General features: G+C 40.7%; 15 protein-coding genes. All 15 read right to left on the bottom strand.

The window, feature by feature from the left end; translation table 11 throughout:
* Window positions 1-63: 63 nt before the first annotated feature.
* Window positions 64-1,500: a metalloprotease TldD gene (gene tldD, locus HUU81_RS02870; RefSeq protein ID WP_407644832.1), complete on the bottom strand. Its 1,437-nt coding sequence runs from the start codon at window positions 1,498-1,500 to the stop codon at window positions 64-66.
* Entirely contained in the window at window positions 1,497-2,342 is an 846-nt protein-coding gene (locus HUU81_RS02865; RefSeq protein WP_199610772.1) for a carbon-nitrogen hydrolase family protein, read from the bottom strand. Before HUU81_RS02865 ends, tldD begins: the two co-directional genes overlap by 4 nt.
* A 25-nt stretch (window positions 2,343-2,367) precedes the next feature.
* Window positions 2,368-6,282, bottom strand: coding sequence for a YhdP family protein (locus HUU81_RS02860; RefSeq protein ID WP_199610771.1), 3,915 nt, complete (start codon window positions 6,280-6,282; stop codon window positions 2,368-2,370).
* Entirely contained in the window at window positions 6,282-7,754 is a 1,473-nt protein-coding gene (gene rng / locus HUU81_RS02855) for a ribonuclease G (RefSeq protein WP_199610770.1), read from the bottom strand. The genes HUU81_RS02860 and rng overlap by 1 nt, the downstream gene beginning before the upstream one ends.
* Window positions 7,751-8,326 (bottom strand): Maf family protein, encoded by a 576-nt coding sequence (locus tag HUU81_RS02850; RefSeq protein WP_199610769.1) that lies wholly within the window; start codon window positions 8,324-8,326, stop codon window positions 7,751-7,753. The genes rng and HUU81_RS02850 overlap by 4 nt, the downstream gene beginning before the upstream one ends.
* Window positions 8,323-8,811, bottom strand: coding sequence for a rod shape-determining protein MreD (mreD, locus tag HUU81_RS02845; RefSeq protein ID WP_199610768.1), 489 nt, complete (start codon window positions 8,809-8,811; stop codon window positions 8,323-8,325). Before mreD ends, HUU81_RS02850 begins: the two co-directional genes overlap by 4 nt.
* Window positions 8,811-9,650: a rod shape-determining protein MreC gene (mreC, locus tag HUU81_RS02840; RefSeq protein ID WP_199610767.1), complete on the bottom strand. Its 840-nt coding sequence runs from the start codon at window positions 9,648-9,650 to the stop codon at window positions 8,811-8,813. The genes mreD and mreC overlap by 1 nt, the downstream gene beginning before the upstream one ends.
* Window positions 9,651-9,786: 136 nt before the next feature.
* Window positions 9,787-10,830: a rod shape-determining protein gene (locus tag HUU81_RS02835; protein WP_199610766.1), complete on the bottom strand. Its 1,044-nt coding sequence runs from the start codon at window positions 10,828-10,830 to the stop codon at window positions 9,787-9,789.
* A gap of 222 nt (window positions 10,831-11,052) precedes the next feature.
* On the bottom strand, window positions 11,053-11,508 hold the full coding sequence (locus HUU81_RS02830; RefSeq protein WP_199610765.1) for a thiol-disulfide oxidoreductase DCC family protein: 456 nt from the start codon (window positions 11,506-11,508) through the stop codon (window positions 11,053-11,055).
* A gap of 120 nt (window positions 11,509-11,628) precedes the next feature.
* Window positions 11,629-13,491, bottom strand: coding sequence for a formylglycine-generating enzyme family protein (locus tag HUU81_RS02825; RefSeq protein WP_199610764.1), 1,863 nt, complete (start codon window positions 13,489-13,491; stop codon window positions 11,629-11,631).
* 355 nt (window positions 13,492-13,846) lie between these two features.
* Window positions 13,847-14,842, bottom strand: coding sequence for a hypothetical protein (locus HUU81_RS02820; protein ID WP_199610763.1), 996 nt, complete (start codon window positions 14,840-14,842; stop codon window positions 13,847-13,849).
* A 19-nt stretch (window positions 14,843-14,861) separates the two neighbouring features.
* Window positions 14,862-15,857 (bottom strand): hypothetical protein, encoded by a 996-nt coding sequence (locus tag HUU81_RS02815; RefSeq protein ID WP_199610762.1) that lies wholly within the window; start codon window positions 15,855-15,857, stop codon window positions 14,862-14,864.
* A 19-nt stretch (window positions 15,858-15,876) separates the two neighbouring features.
* Window positions 15,877-16,878: a hypothetical protein gene (locus HUU81_RS02810; RefSeq protein ID WP_199610761.1), complete on the bottom strand. Its 1,002-nt coding sequence runs from the start codon at window positions 16,876-16,878 to the stop codon at window positions 15,877-15,879.
* 3 nt (window positions 16,879-16,881) lie between these two features.
* Window positions 16,882-20,127 (bottom strand): hypothetical protein, encoded by a 3,246-nt coding sequence (locus tag HUU81_RS02805; RefSeq protein WP_199610760.1) that lies wholly within the window; start codon window positions 20,125-20,127, stop codon window positions 16,882-16,884.
* Window positions 20,124-21,227 carry a DUF4150 domain-containing protein gene (locus HUU81_RS02800; RefSeq protein WP_233520559.1) on the bottom strand — a complete coding sequence of 368 codons (1,104 nt, stop codon included), beginning with the start codon at window positions 21,225-21,227 and terminating at the stop codon, window positions 20,124-20,126. Before HUU81_RS02800 ends, HUU81_RS02805 begins: the two co-directional genes overlap by 4 nt.
* Window positions 21,228-21,251 lie beyond the last annotated feature (24 nt).

Genomic DNA, 21,251 nt, shown 5'->3' with positions numbered 1-21,251 from the left:
CAAAAAAGCCAGCTACGCTGGCTTTTACTTTTTTAGCTGTTATTACTTATAGCTATACGGGTACTAAGCTGTACCGCCTACCGTAATTTCGTCAATTTTTAAGGTTGGCTGACCCACCCCTACTGGCACGCTTTGACCATCTTTACCACAAACACCAACACCTTGGTCGAGCGCTAGGTCGTTACCCACCATTGAGACTTTTTGCATCGATTCTGGTCCATTGCCAATTAAGGTAGCCCCTTTAATTGGTCGCGTAATTTTACCTTTCTCTATTAAATACGCTTCTGAAGCTGAGAACACAAACTTGCCCGAGGTAATATCAACCTGTCCGCCACCAAAATTTGGTGCATAAATGCCTTTTTCAACGGATGCAATAATTTCATCACGCTCATGCTTACCAGCCAACATATAGGTGTTTGTCATACGCGGCATAGGTAAATGCGCATAGGACTCTCTGCGGCCATTGCCTGTTGGTGCCACACCCATCAATTTAGCGTTGTGCTTGTCTTGCATGTAACCTTTTAAAATACCGTTTTCAATTAGTACGTTATATTGACTTGGCGTCCCTTCATCATCCACATTAAGTGAGCCTCGGCGATTTTGCAAAGTGCCATCATCAATAATTGTACAATGCTCAGAAGCCACCTTCTCACCGACTTTGCCGCTAAATGCGGATGCACCTTTACGGTTAAAATCACCTTCTAGACCGTGCCCTACTGCTTCATGTAGTAAAACACCCGGCCAACCTGCACCTAACACAACTGGCATATCGCCAGCAGGCGCTTCTATTGCTTCTAATTGTACTTGCGCTTGACGAATCGCTTCATCAGCGTAATGCATGTGCCTTGGTTTGCCGTCTTCTAACTCTAAAAAGTACTGGTAATCGCTTCGACCACCGCCACCAGCATTACCACGTTCGCGGCGGCCATTTTCTTCAATTAATACCGAGCAGTTTAAACGCGTTAGCGGACGAATATCAGTAGCAAATGTACCGTCAGTTGCTGCAACCAATATTTCTTCATAGACACCCGATAAGCTTACAACAACTTGTGCCGCGCGAGGCTCTTGCTCACGAATGTATGCTTCAATGCTATGTAATAAATCAACTTTTTGCTGTTCTGTTAAACTATCTAAAGGCTGGCATGGCTGGTAAATCACACTGTTTTCACGTTTTTGCCACGCATTCACCGTACCGCTTTGGCCCTGCGACGCTATGCCTCTGGCCGCTTTTGCAGCTTGTTGTAAAGCTGCAAGATTAATTTCGTCTGAATAGGCGAAGCCTGTTTTTTCACCTGTTATCGCTCTAACACCGACACCACGTTCGATATTAAAAGATCCCTCTTTAACTAAACCGTCTTCTAGCACCCATGACTCGTTGTGACTACTTTGAAAATATAAATCGGCGTAATCTACAGAATGCTGATGAATCAATCCTAGTGTTTGTGATAAATCATCTAGCGATAAGCCTGATTGCTCAATCAAATTATGTGTCACTGTCATAATGTTTTTATCTCTGTATTAAATCTGTTATGTGCCTGAATTGGCATCTTAGCTCTAACGGCGTCTAATTCTACTAAATCAATAGTATCACTAATAATAGCTTCTCCATACTCAGCTTGCTGCCTGATCCGCCCCCACGGGTCGATAATGCAACTATGTCCGTATGTTTCTCGGCCATTTTGGTGCTCACCACCTTGGTTAGCAGCCACCATATAGCATTGTGTTTCTATTGCGCGCGCTTGTAATAAAGGTAGCCAATGTGCTTTACCTGTCACGTTGGTAAATGCGCTTGGCAACACAAATAACTCAGCACCTGATTCGCGCATTGATTGAAATAACCCTGAAAAACGCAAATCGTAGCACACCGCCATACCTAATTTACCAAACGGCGTATCCACCACCACTACCTTATTGCCAGCTAGGGTACTATCAGACTCACGATAACTACGGGTATTGTCCGCAACATCTACATCAAACAAATGAATTTTTTGATAATCGGCAACAATGCGCCCATGACTATTAATCAACAACGAGGTAGCCGAAAATTTATCTGGTAATACTTCATCATCTTTTACTGCAGTAGTAGGAATCGTACCTGCAACTATCCAACACTGATAACGCTTAGCGAGTTCAAGTAATTTCTCTTGAATAACCCCTTCGCCAATGTTGCTTTTTATCGATTGATTCTCTTTATCTTTTCCACCAAAAAAAGCAAAACATTCAGGCAGTACGACCAAGTGCTCTCCCTCTACATGATGAGTGGATAACCATTTATCAACCGTTGCTAAGTTTTGGTGTATATCAGGTACCGATACCATTTGCAGAGCAGAAACAGTAGTCATTGTTGTCCTTATACTGTCATTGCGATCACTGATTAATTTTCAACGGCGGCGAATCAATAATAGTGTCGTCAATTGTTTTTGAATTCTTTTTAGGTGTTGCAGTTTTAGGTAAGTTAACATCTTTACTGAAACGTTTAACTTCAACCAAGTTAGGCTTATCAATCGTACCCGTTAATTTGAATTTTATTTCTGAAATCACGTTTGCCGACTCAATCATTTTATCTAACGCGAGTGTTGCTAACCCAGTAATGGGGTTGGTTGTCATAAACGCAACTAATATTGGCAAACTAGAGGTAACTTTAGGTGCCACCGACAAATCATAAGACATCTCCTTACTTTGCAAGTCAGTTTTACCTTTGATTGAGATATCTGCGGCTATGCCATCAATTTTGGTGTCTTTTGTGGATGCGACACCATTAACAACCTGCATCGAGCCATTGAAGCTGTTATAAAACAACCCTTTACTAAATACGTCTCTAAAATCAAAACGCAGCTTTCTAAACAAGGAGTCTAAACTTAAAATTGACAGCAGGCGTGCCCCTTTATCGCTTACTTCTGTTAAATGTCCTTCGCCCATTTTCCACACGGTTTCACCATTTAATTTTTCATAAGCAAATTCATACGGCGCATCCTGCCAAGACGCATTAACACGGATATCTGCATCACTGTCTTTAATCGATGACGTTAGTTGATAACCACTAAGCAGTTCGCCAAAATCGTCACTTAATAATCGAGCCGTAATAGCGGTGTTACTGCCTTGCTCAGTTAACTGCCATTTAAGACGGCCAGCTAATGAGTTTCGTGTACGATAAACCGTTAAATTATCAATCGATAGACTGTTTTTATCGCGCTTCAAAGCAAAATTTACTTTGCCAAGGTCGTATTCTTTCCAACGGCAGTCACGACAACTAAAGGTAATAGGCGGAATCGTAGCCATCAACGCTTGTTGTGCAGCGTGCTTTTCTTGTTGTGATGCTGGCGGGTGAGTGTCAGCAGTGGCTTCGGCAGTTGTGTTAAATTCGCCTAGTTTTAAATAGTCAGCGTTTACCGTGACGCCCTGCTCTAACCAATCTTTACTAAATTCAGCTCTTAATGCGGTTTCACTGGCGTTCAGGTTTAGCTGCCAAAATTTATCAAATTGCTCAGTATCAAATTGCACATTATTAAATGTTTGCCCGTAAACATGCAGTTGCTTTGCTTTTCCTCTTATACGCTCAGGTAACCCTAATACTGATGGAGAATTATCATCCGTCGTAATATTTGATGCTAAATGATTTACAAGCTGCGTCCACGGCACGACATCTACTTCAGGTAAATTAACCGAAATATTAAAGTTTTGCCCTGGTAAACCTAAGTCTTCTTCACCCAGAATTAAATGCGCACGGCTAAACTCTGGTTTATCGTTTGGCAAAATCGCATTGAAATATAACGATTGATCGATATTCGCCGTAATTAAGTTACTTATATCGTCGCCTTTTACCAGCGCCACTAACTGACTTTGCTCATCAGCCAATTTGTTATAAGGCGCAGGTAAATTTGATACAACTTGTGTTAAATCGGCATCTAGCGTAGCAACATAGTTAAACTTTTCATTCGCTAAGCTTAAATCCACATTTGCAACAAACGGCACTGAGCCTTGCAGGTACTGCTGCATAGGTAAATTAAACGATTGATTAACTTGTTCCAACGGCCATAATTGGGACAACGCTATATTCACCTTGTAGTCGTCTCTTAATTGTTGTGACGTAAACTTAATGTCGAGCGGGAGTTGGAGCCACTGGCTGGTGAGATTGGTTGCGTTCAGTTTGTCATTAAAGAAACTTAATTTGCCCGAAACCTGCTCAAGCGTTAACGCTGGGGTTGTAATGTTAATTAAATTATTGTCAAAAAAGACATCACCGTAAGCATCAACATAACTCTCTTCTAAACCGATATCTAAACCTACATGTGCACGTACGATACCTTCCGGAATGATCGTATTAAACACACTGCCTACAGAATCTTTTAATCCGCTTTGTTGTAGCAGCTTTACCACCTTGGTGGCATCTGCTTGCGTTTTTATATCAATTAATAATTTATCGGCAATATATAAGTCTACAATTTGCGCAGTAACCGCTTGCCCTAACTCAATACCTAATAAGTCGCCTGCACGCGATGTGATCAACATATTGGCGTTTTCGAACCGTAATGTAGCAGCAAGTTCTGTGATTTCTGGCCACTCTGAATCAAACTGCATCACGCCATCTTCTACCTCAGCTTGCACTAAAAAGCGCCCATCTTTTTCAGCGTACGGGTAATTGGCAAATGCGCCTTGCCACAAAACATGCGCTTTTTTAATTTTTCCAGATTTTAACGACTTGTTTAAATATTCAATGGTGGAGTCAGGCATGTAGCCAAAAGGATAGTAATTTTTTGCGTTAGCAATATCATTCAGTGCTAGTTCACCATATAAGCCAAGTACTGCCGAAGGCTCAGTTAGATCAAGGCCAAACTCACCTTGAAAAGAAATATCATCACTGACAAGCTGCACTTGAGGAGAAAATACTCGCCAACCCTGTTCACTTTTATGCGCCCCTAATGTGACACCAAGTTTGTTGTAAGCTATGGCTTTACGAAATAAACGGCCAGTCAGTAGGTAGTTGTACTCTCCATTTATATCAACATAAGCGCTGTTTGTATCCGCATAAAATTGCCCAGCTAAATCTTGAGCGCCTGGGATGTCCTCAACATTGTTCCAGCCGACGTTATCTAACTTACCTGCCAATTTCCAATATAGCTCGCTATCACTGTCAACATTTTCAGCTTCAAAATATAAGTCAGATATCACTCCCTCAGGGTGATATTGAGAAATAGCATTATCTAATGCCTCTTCAGAATAAAATAATTGTACGGTAGGTAAAATACGTTCTATATCAATGTTATTTACTGAACCAGTATATAATTGCTGCTTTTTTCTTAACGAAAAATTAAGCGTAGGCCACGCTAAACGTTCTGTGTGCAATGCTAGCTGATGTACTCTTAAATCCCAGCCTGACTCGGTTGGCAACCACTCTACTTGCCCCTGACTAAAATTAACTTGGTGGCGCTTTTGTTGAGCTAACCAAGATAATTGGTTTTCACCTAGCTCAAACTGAACACGCTTAATCACGCCATCATCAATACGCGCCCAACTTTTAAAGCTTAAATTTGAATCATCAATACGGTATTTATCAGCAACCACTTGGCTCAACCAAGGAGACACATCCACATCACTCGCATCAACATACAACTCCCCAAAAAGGGCGTCAGCTTCTGAGCCATATAAATCTAAAATAAAACTTAATGTGTTGTTAGAAAAACCTTTTAAAAAGAATGTTCCAACACCTTGGTGATGGTTTTTATCATTGCGCCAAGCCAGTTCTTCAATTGCGATAGTTTGGCGATTTTGAGGTTGATTGGTCAGAATGACATGGCTATTAATAACAGAAAACTCTTTCAGCTGTCCTAGAAATAGCTTACTAAGCGCTTCTTGAATAGGAGTTTCATCACTGGCTGGTTTACCCGAAACTAAGCGCTGTGGGTCCAATTTTGCAATCACACCATCTAACACAAAAAAGCTCGACTTTATTTTGCGCTCAGTTAACGAGCCCCAAAAGTCAATTTTTAATCTAATTTCTTTGATTGCCAGATCCAGTGGCGCTTCTTCAGTAGGACGAAGGGTTAACTTTTGCAAGACAATTGCTGGCCCTTCTCGTTCCCAGCTCGCGCTAAGATGGCCAATACGAATATTTGCATTGTATTTTTGCTGAATGAATTGCTCTAAATCAACTCGATATTTGTCTGCATAAGGCAAGGTGTACTTTAACACCGAAATAAGCACAGCCACGGTCACTATGGTAATTGCAGACAATTGCCATAGTTTTCTAAAACAATAAAAACAAGCTTTTTTAGCGCGTTGCACTACATCATCACCACATCAAACTGCTCTTGGTTATACAACGATTCAGTTTGAATTTTAATTAACTTACCGATAAAAACCTCTAGCTCCGCTAAATTGTGATATTCATCGTTTATTAATGCCTCAGACACTAACGGCGCACAATAAACAACAAACTTATCAGCGTCGTAGGCGCGATTTACTCTCACAATTTCGCGTAAAATTTCGTAGCAAACTGTCTCCACAGTTTTTAAATTTCCACGTCCCTGACATATAGGACACTCTGAACAGAGAATATGTTCCAAACTTTCTCGTGTTCTTTTTCGAGTCATCTCGACTAATCCCAACGCAGAGAAGCCATGGATATTGGTTTTGGTACGATCTTTAGCTAATGCGTGGTCCAAACTGTGCAATACGCGTCGCTGATGATCTTCATTATTCATATCAATAAAATCGATAATAATAATGCCACCTAGATTACGTAAACGCAGCTGACGAGCTATCGCTTGGGTTGCTTCAATGTTGGTATTAAAAATGGTTTCTTCTAAATTTCGATGCCCTACAAACGCGCCCGTATTTACGTCTACGGTTGTCATTGCTTCGGTTTGATCGATGATGAGATAGCCACCAGATTTGAGCTCCACTTTGCGATTAAGGGCACGTTGAATTTCGTTCTCAACATCAAACAAGTCGAAAATGGGTCTCTCACCGGGGTAATACTCTAATAGCTCACTTAACGCAGGCACAAACTCTTCCGTAAAGGCTTTTAATTGCTGAAAAGTGAATTTTGAGTCAACGCGAACACGCTCTAAATCAGCTCCTACAAAGTCTCGAATAATACGAAATGCTAGGGTTAAGTCTTCATGAATAATGACTTCTTTACGGCTTTTTTTCTTCTTTTTAAGGATTTTTGACCACAGCTTTTTTAGAAACTTCGCATCTTGCTCTAGTTCATCTTCACCAGCCCCTTCAGCAGCGGTGCGAACAATAAAGCTTCCTGTATCATCATTATGTTTTGCTACGCATTGCTTTAAACGATTACGTTCTTCTTCACTTTCAATTCGCTGGCTTACACCGACATGTTTAGCAGCAGGCATGAACACCAAATAACGTGATGGAATAGTAATATCTGTGGTTAAACGTGCGCCTTTGGTACCTAGCGGGTCTTTTACTACTTGCACCATAATGTACTGACCTTCGTGCACTAGCTCACGTATATCAGGCGCATGTTTTTCTGTCGCGCCTTCAACAGGCTCATCAATAGTGTTATTAGAAACAATGTCGGAAGCATGCAAAAAAGCGGCTTTTTCTAAGCCAATATTGATAAACGCAGCCTGCATGCCGGGCAATACACGGCTCACTTTTCCTAAATAAATATTGCCAACAATGCCTCGGTTGCCGATGCGTTCTAGGTGCATTTCTTGTAACACGCCATTTTCAATTAACGCGACTCGCGTTTCGCTAGGTGTTACATTAAGCAATAATTCTGCGCTCATTTTTCATTCACCTTATCTGCAATCACTTGCTTAAGTAAAGTATCTGTTTCGTATAACGGTAGGCCAACAACAGCTGAGTAACTGCCATTCAAACGCATGATAAACTTACCTGCAATTCCTTGAATGCCATAACCGCCAGCCTTATCACAAGGTTCGTTGGTTTGCCAATAACGTGTAATTTCATCTTCCGATAACGCTTTAAATGTCACATCAGATTGCACCACCTCGCATCTCACGTTAGCGTCAGTGCAAATTGCTACAGCAGTCATAACTTGGTGGGTGCTGTTAGATAACAAGCTCATCATGCGTTTAAAATCAGCAAAATCTGTGGGTTTACCTAAGATACGATTGTTACTAACCACAATGGTGTCTGAGCCTAAAACGATATCGGCATCGTTTACTTTTTTCGCACCTGCTAAGGCTTTTTCAGCAGCCATTCTTTCAACATATTCACGAGGCGCTTCATTTGAAAAAGGCGTTTCATCAATACTGGCTGCGATAACTTCAAATTCTACGTCAAGCTGAGCGAGTAATTCTTTTCTTCGTGGAGATTGCGATGCTAAATAAATCATCTTACTTTAAATTGCCGTCTGTATTTGCGTAATAATAAAAACACCCAAGGCCATGCCAAGGTACCAGTGAGTACAGGCCACATATATTGTGGGATAAAGAACACGTCAGTTAAAAAATGACTCAGCCAAAATACCAGCAAATGATAAAGGGCAAGAAATAAACCGATAATGATGGCCTGTTGCCATACCGAGAAGTTTCTAATTTTTTGATAATTTGACGCCGTAATATAAGAAATAATGGCGAAAGTCACTGCATGAATACCCAATACCGTACCCAAGAGTAAATCGAGAATAAAGCCTGCTAACCAAGCCACACCAATATTGACCCGATTTGGTAACGCGATAGACCAGTACATAATTACCAGCAGTGGCCAATCTGGCCTAAAATACTCAAACGCTAAGGGCATCGGCATAATCGCTAATACTAACGACAGCAACAGCGTAAAACTAATAAATAAAGGGGAATTACTGCGTTTAGTAACCATTATTGACTCACCTGTTCTTTGCGCTCAGGCCATAGTAAAAGTACATATCGAACACGATCTAATAGTGCTTCAGGTTCTGCGTAAATTTGTGTAAACGGCAAACTTTCATCACGATTAATAAATGTGACTTTAGCCACTGGGTAGCCTTGTGGAAAACGGTTGCCTAAACCAGACGTCACTAATTTATCGCCCACTTTAATATCCGTGCTGTGAGGAACATGGCTAAGTTTCAGTTGCCTTAGTTTGCCGATACCCTCAACGGTAGTGCGAATATCATTACGCTGAATGCGTACAGGAATTGCATGGGTGGTATCTGAAATTAACAACACTCTGCTTGTAGTAGTGCCTACATATAACACTTGCCCAACTATGCCAGAATCATCAATAACGGGCTGCCCTTCATATACGCCATTGGTAGAGCCGCGGTTAATCACCACTTGATGGCTAAATCTATCACTGTGAACGGCAAGCACTTCCGCAGACAGTTTTTTTACATCAGTACGCACCGGAGAGCTCAACAATGCACGTAGTTTTTCATTTTCATTTTGTAAAAACTTAAAGCGTTGTAATTGTTCGTTTTGAGTAAGGATTCTTTCGCGTAACTGGTTGTTTTCCGACATTAATTGATCACGGGTCATTACTTGTTGAGCAGACCAGTCAAGCATTTGCTGAGGCAAGCTTGCCATGTAAATTAACGGGCTAACGAGTGAATTAAGGTAGGTACGAATTGTCGCTGAACTATTAGTAAAGTGATCTGCAAACATCAGCACAATGCTGAATACAATAGCAATTAGCAACCTTAGTTGCAGGGATGGGCCACGCCCAAAAATTGGATCCATATATAATGTCTAGTTAGGTATCATTAATGTAAAACAAGAACAAATATGAATAACCAGCGTTTGCAGATAAAGCTCCTTGTTCTTGTTGAACATGCTTATTCACTTGTAAAATGGCGGCTAGTGCCGCCATTCATAATTAGTCGTAACTGAACACGTCTCCGCCGTGCATATCAATCATTTCAAGCGCTTTACCGCCACCTCTTGCAACACAAGTAAGTGGATCGTCAGCGATAATGACTGGAATACCCGTTTCTTCCATTAATAATCTATCTAAATCTTTTAGTAGTGCGCCGCCACCGGTTAACACCATACCACGCTCTGAAATGTCAGACGCTAATTCAGGTGGTGACTGCTCAAGCGCTACCATCACAGCACTAACAATCCCCGTTAACGGCTCTTGTAATGCTTCAAGAATTTCATTGCTGTTTAGTGTAAAACTACGAGGCACCCCTTCCGCTAGGTTACGACCACGTACTTCAATTTCTTTCACTTCGTCGCCAGGAAACGCAGAGCCAATCTCATGCTTAATACGTTCTGCTGTTGCTTCACCAATTAAACTACCAAAATTACGTCGTACGTAGTTAATTATTGCATCGTCAAACTTATCGCCACCAATGCGCACAGATGAAGAGTAAACAACACCGTTCAATGAGATAATAGCTACTTCGGTAGTACCACCACCAATATCAACAACCATCGAACCAGTGGCTTCTGATACTGGTAAACCTGCACCTATGGCCGCTGCCATCGGTTCTTCAATTAAATACACTTCACGTGCGCCAGCACCTAAAGCCGATTCACGAATAGCACGTTTTTCAACTTGGGTAGCACCACAAGGAACACAGACCAAAACGCGTGGGCTTGGTCTTAAAAAGTTATTGTTATGAACTTGTTTGATGAAATATTGCAGCATTTTTTCTGTAACATAGAAATCTGCAATAACGCCGTCTTTCATTGGACGGATTGCTTTAATATTGCCAGGCGTTCTACCTAGCATTTGTTTTGCTTCTTGACCTACAGCCGCAACACTTTTTGGGCCGCCAGCACGCTCTTGACGAATCGCAACAACAGAAGGCTCGTTAAGTACGATGCCTTGTTCTTTTACATAAATTAACGTATTCGCTGTACCAAGATCGATAGATAAATCATTAGAGAAAACACCGCGGAGTTTTTTAAACATGGATGTGAGAATCCTTTACAATAATTACCAATAAGTACGACTGCGCTAACTTTACCAACGGACCTACTAATCAGCAAGTGCATATCCTTAATTAAACTGATGTTTATAGGAAATATTGTGTTTTTATCGCATTTTAAAACGAGCATAGACGATAAATGCCAAATTATGCAATTTTTATGTATCAGCTTAAGGAACTTTATTCAGCAAGAATGGCCGAGTGGTTTACTTAATAAACCTGTCGTTATGATCAGCAGTAGGCAACAAACACGTGTCGTAGCGACCAAATAATCTATACCTGTTTAGTGCAATACAATCGTACAACCAATCACGGAGTGAGCGCGGAATTACGCTAAAAATGCACAGTATCTTCCAAGGAAAGCCTAGCTCACTCATAATCTTAAAAAATGCAGTGCTTTGTGCAAAGCAGCGCTCGCTTTCCACATACAGCATCGTACTAAACTCGATTGTTGATAAACCAAAGTGACTTAGTATTTGTTGCCCTTCATCAGACTGCACGCTACACAGTTTAAATTTACGCTTAGTGTCGTAAGCAATAATAAACTTGCTCCACGCATTGCATAACTTACATACACCATCAAATAAGATAACGCGATCACCCCGTTCAACGTTTGGGGGTAACGCTACCAATTTTGCTGTATTTAGGTGCTTATTTGACATGCTCTTTAAACTCAAAACTATCTTACACTCTACTTTACCGTAATCAGCAAAAAAGGGGCAGATAATTGCCCCTTTTTAAACCATGCGGTTGCTTTAATTTTGCTTGTATTTACGCTCTCGTTAGCGCTCTCGGACAACCCTAAAACCGATGTAGTTAGAACGAAAATCGCTTGCCAGCGGAATGCGCGTTGAAACGCGGGCTAAGCGCGGTGCAAAGTTATATGCGCCACCTCTTACAACCCCTTCACTGTTTTCACTTTCCGACAATGTCCATTCCCACACATTACCTACTGTGTCATATAGCCCAAATTGATTGCGCTTAAACGAGGCAACAGGCGAAGAACCTTTGTTTGACCACTGCGTGCCACACCAGCCACAGTTGGCTTTATTAGTGCCAATACTCTCGCCCCACCAATAATCACTTTCTTGGTTGCCTCTTGCTGCATATTCCCACTCAGCTTCAGTTGGCAAACGGTAATTTTTCCCCGTTTCACTGGACAGCCAATCTGTGTAGCGCTGCGCATCTGATAAACTAATACACACTACAGGGTGGCTCGGTTGCTGCTTGAAGCCCGGCTCGCGCCAATTTAACGTTTGATCCCATACTGGTTTGCCCGAATCGTAATATGCACACCCTTTGCCTTGCTCTGCATCTGACACATAACTTGTCGCATGTACAAACTCGTCAAACTGCTCTACCGTTATTTCGTTTTCGCTCACACCAAATGAATTCTCAATTTGATAGCTTACTACGGGGCGCTCATTGTCTAACCCACGTCCAGCTATATCCCCAAATTGAAAGCCACCAGCGGGGATTACAACCAATTGTGGGCCCGGCTTATCATTGGATAAATAATCCAGAATCTTTTCACCCGTAGAAAACTTTTGTGACGACTTGCTTAATTCCGCCTTTATGGTGCTGCCTTCTTTCAGTATTAATTCCTCAAAGTAAGGTTCATACCCTAGCTTGCTGACTTTCACTGTATGTGGACCTGCTGGCAGCATCACTGCCAATTTTGTAGAGCCATAACTTACGCCATCAATAAACACTTCGTCATCATACACGTTTGAGCGCACCGTCAGCTCAAACATTACTGAATCATCAAGTTGCTTATCATCAGCTTTTAATGCCGTTTTTTCAGGCTTATCAAATGAAATACAATATCGAGCGTCTAAATTCAGCAACGAACATGCTTGATGTTTATTTAAGTTACCACGCATGTTTACATTCATTTTCACAAAATAGTCTGCTTGACCACTAAAGCCACTGTCGTTAATTGTGGAACCTAAAATAACAACATTTGCATCTGTCGTCGCACGATAATCTTCAGCCACTTTTGCTTCGGTTAGTTGATGATAAATTTTATCTAAAAAGCGCTTAGAGGCTTTTTGTTTCGTCAACTGCTTTGCTCGTTGCGAACAGCGAGCAATGGTTTCATCTAAGTCACACGATACTTTATTGCTGATAGCTAAATTACCGTCTTGATTAAATTCGCGATATATACGCTCTACACGAGCACTGTTTAATCGCTCTCGCATTCCCTCAAGCGTGTTAAGTAGTGTGTGAATTGACAGCCTAACTTGTTCAATTTCTTCTTTTTTAGTTTGAATAGCAGAAAGCTGGTTAATGATGTCTTCTTTGTTTTGCTTATGGGCGTTGACTGCATCAACATACGCTTTACGGTCTTCAGAAATATCAAGGGAGGGGTTATCGATCATTCGTTGGTATTGGGCGTTCATTTCGTCTAATGCGATAGTTTTCTTTTTATCTAACGCTTTAGACTGTTGTCGCAAGGAAGAGAGTTGTTCCTGCATTGACCGCGATTCATCTAAATAGGTTTGGAGAGAACTTTGGTAAGATTCGAGTTCGGTTTGCCGCGATTGAATCTGAGACTGAATACTCGCTACATCAAGTTGCACAGCGTGAGCGGAAGCACCACCGCAGGTCACGGCGATAATTAACGCCAATCGAGCTAAATTCATATTTTCCATTCCCATTGTTGTATGACTCTTTGCATTAGGCAGCCAGTTGCCATTTTTTATTATAAGTACATGGCGGAATGTGTTTGTTATTACCCTGAACTCAGGTTTTTGTTTTTATTATTTTCACCATGCACAATTTTTACTCTATTGCGTAAATGGCGAAATCTCAAGCATTAAATAGCAACTCACGACATTTTGTTTTATTTATCAATATTGTTTTATTAAATCAGTATAGTCTAAAAGATTAACAAGGGGATTTTTTTGGAACCTACAAAGAAACACAGCAAACAGCTTTTCCCCTTCAGCATGAAGGGTCAATGGATTTTAGGGTAGAACCATTTAACTTGTACAATCCTTACTTTGCATAAGGTGCGCCTAGGCATAATTGAAGCGCGATAATCTTAAGTTTTCTTTTATAATCCATTTTATCTTTTAAACTTTCATCTATTGGCCAGCGCTCCCAAGGACGAATGATTTCTTCATTGGGTATACCTGACTCCCAGCGAAAAGCTGCCTTCTCGTGTAAACACTCATTTTCTATTTGTTTTTGTTGTTTTGTGCCCATTTCAGCCCAGTAGTTTGCTGGGCGGTTATTTTGTTTATCAAACTCTACTGTCACTGGGCATAGATGGCGGTACTTTTCAAATTCAGGAATGTCTGGTAATGGCTTATCTTTTTCCATAAAGCGAACAATGCGTTCCCAAAACTCAGCAACAACACCAGCGCAAGCTACGCTTTCCGCTACAACACCTCTAACTCTAAACCACGGGTATTTCTCAGAATTAACGTGCTTGATTACTGGAACAAATATACTAATACCTCGTCCTGTTTGCATGCTTTTCCAATGACATACGGTATCATCCCAGCTAAAGCAAGGGTTATTAAATTCATCACGTTGTTCAACCTTTTCATCCTTTACCCGCTTTTTTATCGATACTCGCTGTTTTTTCCTATCAAAATACATATACGTTCCCATTGAATATTTTACGATAAATGGGTACAGGTTTAACCAAACTAAGTTCCAACATACCACTGCCGCTGGCAACTCATACGGGAAAGAGTCATCTGTAAGTGGCCACATTACGAGCATAACTATTGAAATTACGATACCCAGTATACCTAACGCCATAGGGATAAAAACAAGACCAGCTAAGTCATCACCATGATCAATAACTAAATATCGACTTTTATCAGTGAATTCATTTGGGGTAGGGCCATCAATATTATAAAAACGAGAAGTAATACAAAAACCATGAAATTGTTCTTTTAGTGTTGATTCTTCAGTGTCAAAGTACCGATTTGCTAACACTTTTTTTTCTATGGGACATGGTGGAAAATATTCTTGTGACATGATTTAACGAATACACTCATTATTTCGCATAAGGTAAGCCTAGGCACAATTGCAGCGCGATAATCTTAAGCTTTCTTTTATAGTCCATTTTGTCTTTTAAGCTTTCATCTATTGGCCAGCGCTCCCAAGGGCGAGTGATTTCTTCATTAGGTTGACCTGATGCCCAACGAAAAACCACATTCTCATGTAAGCACTCACTTTCTATTTGTTTTTGTTGTTTTGTGCCCATTTCTGCCCAATAGTTTGCTGGACGGTTATTTTTTTTATCAAACTCTACCGTCACAGGGCATAAATGGCGGTACTTTTCAAATTCAGGGATGTCTGGTAACGGTTTATCTTTTTCCATAAAACGTACAATACGCTCGTAAAACGACACCGCCACTGATGCACACGCTACGCTTTCAGCCACATCACCACGGATCCTAAACCAGGGGTATTTTGTTTCATCATTATGTTTTATAACAGGCACATACACGGTTGCCCCTCTGCCATTTGGCATACTTTCCCAATAGCCACCTACATCCTGCCAATTAAAACACGGATTATTAAGCTCATCGCGCTGCTCAACATCTTTATCTGCAACTGTTTTTCTAATCGATACACGTTGCATTTTACGGTCAAAATACATATACCTGCGTAAGCTGAATTTATCTAAAAAAGGATATACATTTAGCCAAAAGAGATTTAAACATAGAACAGCAAGGGGTATTTCATACTCAAAAGGGTCATCAACAAATGGCCACATCAAAAGCATCATTAGTGAAATTACTAATCCAACGATACTTACCACTGTTGGTATTAACAATAACTTGCCCAAATCATCACCATGCTGGACAACCAAATAACGGCTTTTATCGGCAAGAGTATTAGGGTAACGCTTCTTCTCTTTATAAAAACGTGAAGTAATACAAAAGCCATGAAACTTTTCGTCAAGCACTGACTCTTCGGCTTTAAAATAACGATTCGCTAACACCCTTTTTTCTATTGGGTTAACAGGAAAATATTCTTGCGACATGATTTAACGAATACACTCATTACTTCGCATAAGGTAGGCCTAGGCATAATTGAAGCGCGATAATCTTAAGCTTTCTTTTATAATCCATTTTATCTTTTAAACTTTCATCAATCGGCCAGCGCTCCCAAGGGCGAATGATTTCTTCATTAGGGCTATCAGGATCCCAGTGAAATGCCAACCTTTCATTCATGCATTCTAACTTAATTTGCTTTTGCTGCTTTGTGCCCATTTCATTCCAGTAGTTTGATGGGCGGTTATTTTGTTTATCAAACTCTACAGTAACGGGACATAAATGACGGTATTTTTCAAATTCAGGAATATCGGGTAATGGCTTGTCTTTTTCCATAAAGCGTACAATGCGTTCCCAAAACTCAGCAACAACACCAGCGCAAGCTACACTTTCAGCGACATCAACACGTACTCTAAACCATGGATATTGCTTGTAATTAATATGCTTTATGATAGGAACATATACCGTTGCCCCTCTGCCATTTGGCACACCTTTCCAACAACAAACAACATCCTTCCAATGAAAACAAGGATTGCCATATTCATCACGTCGTTCGACGTCTTTATCTGCAACTGTTTTTCTAATCGAAACTTGTTGTCGTTTTCTATCAAAAGTCATGTACCTTTGTGAAGTATACTTTGAAATAAATGGGTGGACATTAAGCCAGAATAAATTCCAGCAAAGCACTGCTAAAGCGAACTCGAATGGATAAGGATCATCACCTTCTAAAAAAGGCCACATTAAAAACATCATAATAGAAATAAACGACCCAAAAGCACCTGCAATTAGCGGAATAATCAAAAGCTTACCTAAGTCATCGCCATGACCTACTACTAAATATCGACTTTTATCAGCAAATGTTTGGTCTTGCACGTCTTCGAGAGTATAGAACCGTGAGGTTATACAAAAACCATGAAATTGCTCTTTGAGCGTTGACTCTTGAGTATCAAAATAACGGTTTGCTAACACTTTTTTCTTAATGGGATTTAAAGGAAAGTACTCTTGTGACATGCTTTATCCTTTATCTGTAGCTGTGTGGGTGATAGGCGCCTCTATTGCATCATAATCAATTGGAATAGTAATTTGATTGTTATATCTCAACTCTATCTCAGGTGCTATATGAGCTTTAGGTGTAGCAGGTATACGATCTGTTCGGCTATACATAAATTGCTTTAGTTGTTCTTGTGTAATGCTAGGTACCGCAATTGCAAATTCGTATCTTGCACCTATTAAGCGCTTATTATCATTCGGTTGGTTATTTGAATCGGTAGTGTCACCGTAAAGCGGCTCAAAGTCGTGATGCCCCTTTATCAACACTTGTTTTGCCCCTTTACGCGAGTACACGTCAGAAATTTGGTAAGGCACTTTTAAGACTAACTCTGACTCAAGCGGCGAGAAAATGGCAAGCTGCACTTCAACAATAAAGTAATTAGGAACAGGTTCAGAAAATTCCAATTTAGGTGAATACAGCAACGAGAAAATGTACTGATAATAGGTTTCTGCATCTGCAAAACGCTCAAATATCTCCCCCTTTTCACCGTTAAAAATGCCTCGCTTTTTTTTAGCAAATGGGCCAAATTTCGCCCACTTTTCAGCACGGGTGTCGGTTAGCCAATGGCTTATTAGCGAAAATAAAATAGCCCCTAGCATTAACGGTAAAATAAACGGTGCCCCCATACCAATTGTAAGTAAAATACCGCCCGCAATAGCCATTCCGCCAGCCGTAATAGCTGCAATCGCGGCATCGGTATCATGTTTATTAAGCAACTCTAACCCATCCATTACCACTACAACACCACCGACGGCACCAACAATCCCTCCTGCACTTCTTAATAGTGCAAAACTCATACGTGGGGCATATTGAGAAGAAATGCTTTTAGTTAACCAATGTGTATCTGGCGGCCTTTTAATCGCTTGCCATACATCCCCCCATGCCACCATTACAGCCCCGATTGTTGCAATATGCTTAAATGCTTGATAAATACCGCTCTTGCCTTTAAAGCTTTTCTCATATTCTGCATACGTCATATAGGCATTTATTGTTGCCAAGCTGGCAAATATGCCAGTAATTACGCTGTTTTTAAGAGTGGCGTTTTTTAAACTTTTTTTGGTTAAGGCTTTATATTCAGTATCTTGAGTTATGTTTTTGCTTATTTCAGATCTTAATTCCGCGGGTACGTTGTCCATATCCACACTCAGCCACTCTAACTTAGATAACTTGAGTGACTCTACGGTTTCACCACGGTCTACCGCTTCTTTTATAATTTTTATAATTTGTGTACGCGAGGTAGTGGCAACTTTTGTTACTCCACCCTCTAAAGCAATGGCTTTTGCGCCTTTTCCGATAGGTAGCGCAGCATCATTTAAATGCCCTGCTAATATTTTTAGATTTTGCTTAGACAATTTTCCTGTTGTTTTAAACTCTTCAACACAAGCATTAAAATGCGCTACAGCTGATTTTGTTTTTAGTTTGTCTAAAATGGGCACTTCTTTTAGGTTATGCTTAATAATTACATGATTGTCAGGAATGTTTTTAAATGCACCAAGGCGGGCTTTACTCATTTCAGGTAGGTGATACGCTTTTAACGTATGCACCACTGAGCTAAATAACCACTTATGCTTAGCATGCTCTACAATACCTGTTTGAAAAAAGTTTTCTACAGCCGTTAGTCTTGTACCTGAAATACGCTTTTTTACATCCGCAAAATTCAAGTAAGGAAAAACAAAGTTAGGCCATACATTGAATGGCTCTGCTTGCGCTTTTATGGTTTCCACTTTTAACTTTTCAGGACTAAATGCACCAAGCTCGGTACTTAGCAAGCTTTCATCATACTCTTCACGTGCTAAGTCGGCTCCGTATAAATCGGCAGGTGCAAATAACTGTTTTACGTACCAACTATCATCCGCAATCAATGAACTTAATACGTCTGCATCTTTGCTCACTTGTGTTCTTAATTCTTCCTGTACTTCTTGAACACTGTTTTTATTAATAATCGCGGGTAAGTAAATTGGAATGATTTTTTCTGACTGCGCTAATGAAATAGCCATATTGTCGATAAGCTCGAAGGCCTGCGCATAATTGATGGGCGATAAAGTAGAAAAATCTTTAACTATATACTCCCATTGAGGTGGTGCTTGAATATCATTTTTATCGCATATTTGTGCCAACGTTTGATTTTTAGGTGTACAGGTTAACGATAGTAAGTCATTTAGTCGTGCACGCGCAGCTGTATATTTTTCTATCAACTGTAGCGCGGTTTTCGGGTCACCTACTAAGTATTTTTCTAATTCTTCTCTAGATAGGCAATCTGCAACATCGCGAGCGTCATTACTCTGTTGCCCTTGATTTTTGTACTTTGTAACCAACCCAGCTTTGGGTACGTAATACGATATTTTCTCGTGTAACTCTTCGTTAAAGTAGTTACAGTGCGCAATCACCGCAGATTTATAAAATGGATCTGCGGTGAGCGAGGCTTGTAATGACTGCAAACGAATAAGCGAGACGGTTGATTCTACTGCCGCTTCTTGCGCTAAACCTATAATGTCGTGCAAATATACGGCAATTGAACCATCTCTGGTTATGCCCATATTCGTTTGTTCATCATAGTCAATACGTTGCATGCGGTTGGTTCGATGATTGTCAGCTTCGCATTTATCTTTACAACGGCCTTTAAGCGGCAAAAGTGACAATCTAGGATCTTTTTCATACATGCCGCCTAATGCTGTAATGTACTCCCACGACCATTGAATACGTGAAAATGCCATTTCAACAATAGGTTTTGCAATGCATTGTTCTTCTGTTAGTAGCCCCTTACTTCTGTGCGGTAAAATGATGCAATTGGTAGCTAAATTTAAATGAGGACGAATATCACTACTGTGACACTCCTTTAAATCAACTTCATATAATTCACCATTTGGGCCTGCTGCAATTTCTCGCCACAAATATCCATTAATAAATATGTAGTAGTAGCCTAAGGCGTCGCCTTTTTGTAATTCTACATATTCGTTGTTTAAAGGGATAAATTCTGGTGCGCCTGCTTTATGCCTCAGTAAGCTGGCATCTTTAAATACTTGTGGCACAACCGAGTAACTATGTGGCTTTTCGTCATCACTTACAGGCTCGCTTTCTGTGCCTGTTGCTGCTAGCCCAAAGGGTATATATGCATGCTGCCCTTTAAAGCTTGGCACCTCTAGCTCCATTACGCACACTTGGCTTGCATCAGGTATAGGCTGGTTATACTGCCTAGTTTCGGTGCTCATTCTTCACTTCCTTTGTGAAAAGGTACTTTTTTAGCCGTTGCCCCAGTACGTAATACATAACGTTGCTGCTCTAATTTGAATCCTGTTGCAGTATTATCATGAGTGTAATACGCACTGGCTTGGTCAGACTCATGCGTTTTCTCATCTCTTGGAGAAATAGACAGCCCCTGTGGCGGCGGCCCCGGCGGTTGTACTAAACCAGACGGTGGTGTGTTTTTGTTATTCGACACCATTAAGTCGCCTTGACGCACAGCTGGGTTGCCTTCAATTAGCACATTGAACGATCCCATCAAAAATTCGGCTTTTTCTTTAATGGTACCGCTGGCAACACCCTTTTTGTTTCCGGGTTGATCGCCTGTACTTTTCTTGAAGTTGCTTTTTACATGGCAGGCAGGGTTTCCATTAATTAGCACTGAGCTGGCAGTGGCATCTGCATCGCTGGACATCGCTACATTGGGATAAGGAATGGGCACCACTGAATTACCAATTTGTGTTAAACATACATCTACCGTAGAAAGTACGCCGCCGCTATCTTTATGTACTGCTGTGCGCCCGTTAATCAGTACGTTATTACCCGACACTTTCGCAACTGTTGGGTTAGGTGCATCTGGGTCTTTAACAATTTGCTTTTCTGTACCCGCTTGCCAGCCTATATGAGATTCAACCAAGCTAATAAAATCATCAACATTAATACTACTAACATAGCTTTGCATATCTAAACCAGACTGTTGCTCTATCCATGGCAGTATGGGTTTATTATTTTCTGCGTCCCACTGTGGAGGCTCAACAATATAGTCAGCAATAAACAGGTTGATCATTTCTCCTACTGTTTTAGATTGATGCTTTGGCCTTTGTACCTCTGCTTTAAATGCGTTTTGACTAGATGACTTATCAGGAAAAACGGCTATTCCTGCAACACTGCCAATTGAGCCATTTTGTTTTGCCATTATATTGTTTGGCATCAGAGCGATATTATTGTGGCGCCATGCGGTATTGCCGCCGACTCTTACATCTGCGGTTTTAGCATCGATATCATATTGAATAGAATTGACTTCGTTGCCTTGGATGGCATTAATATATTTTGACATGATTTTTGACATAATAATTCCATTTAATAATCTAGC

Source organism: Flocculibacter collagenilyticus (assembly GCF_016469335.1).
GTDB classification, from domain to species: domain Bacteria; phylum Pseudomonadota; class Gammaproteobacteria; order Enterobacterales; family Alteromonadaceae; genus Flocculibacter; species Flocculibacter collagenilyticus.
The sequence above is the reverse complement of the archived record's forward strand: the minus strand, read 5'-3'. Positions and strand labels throughout refer to the sequence as shown.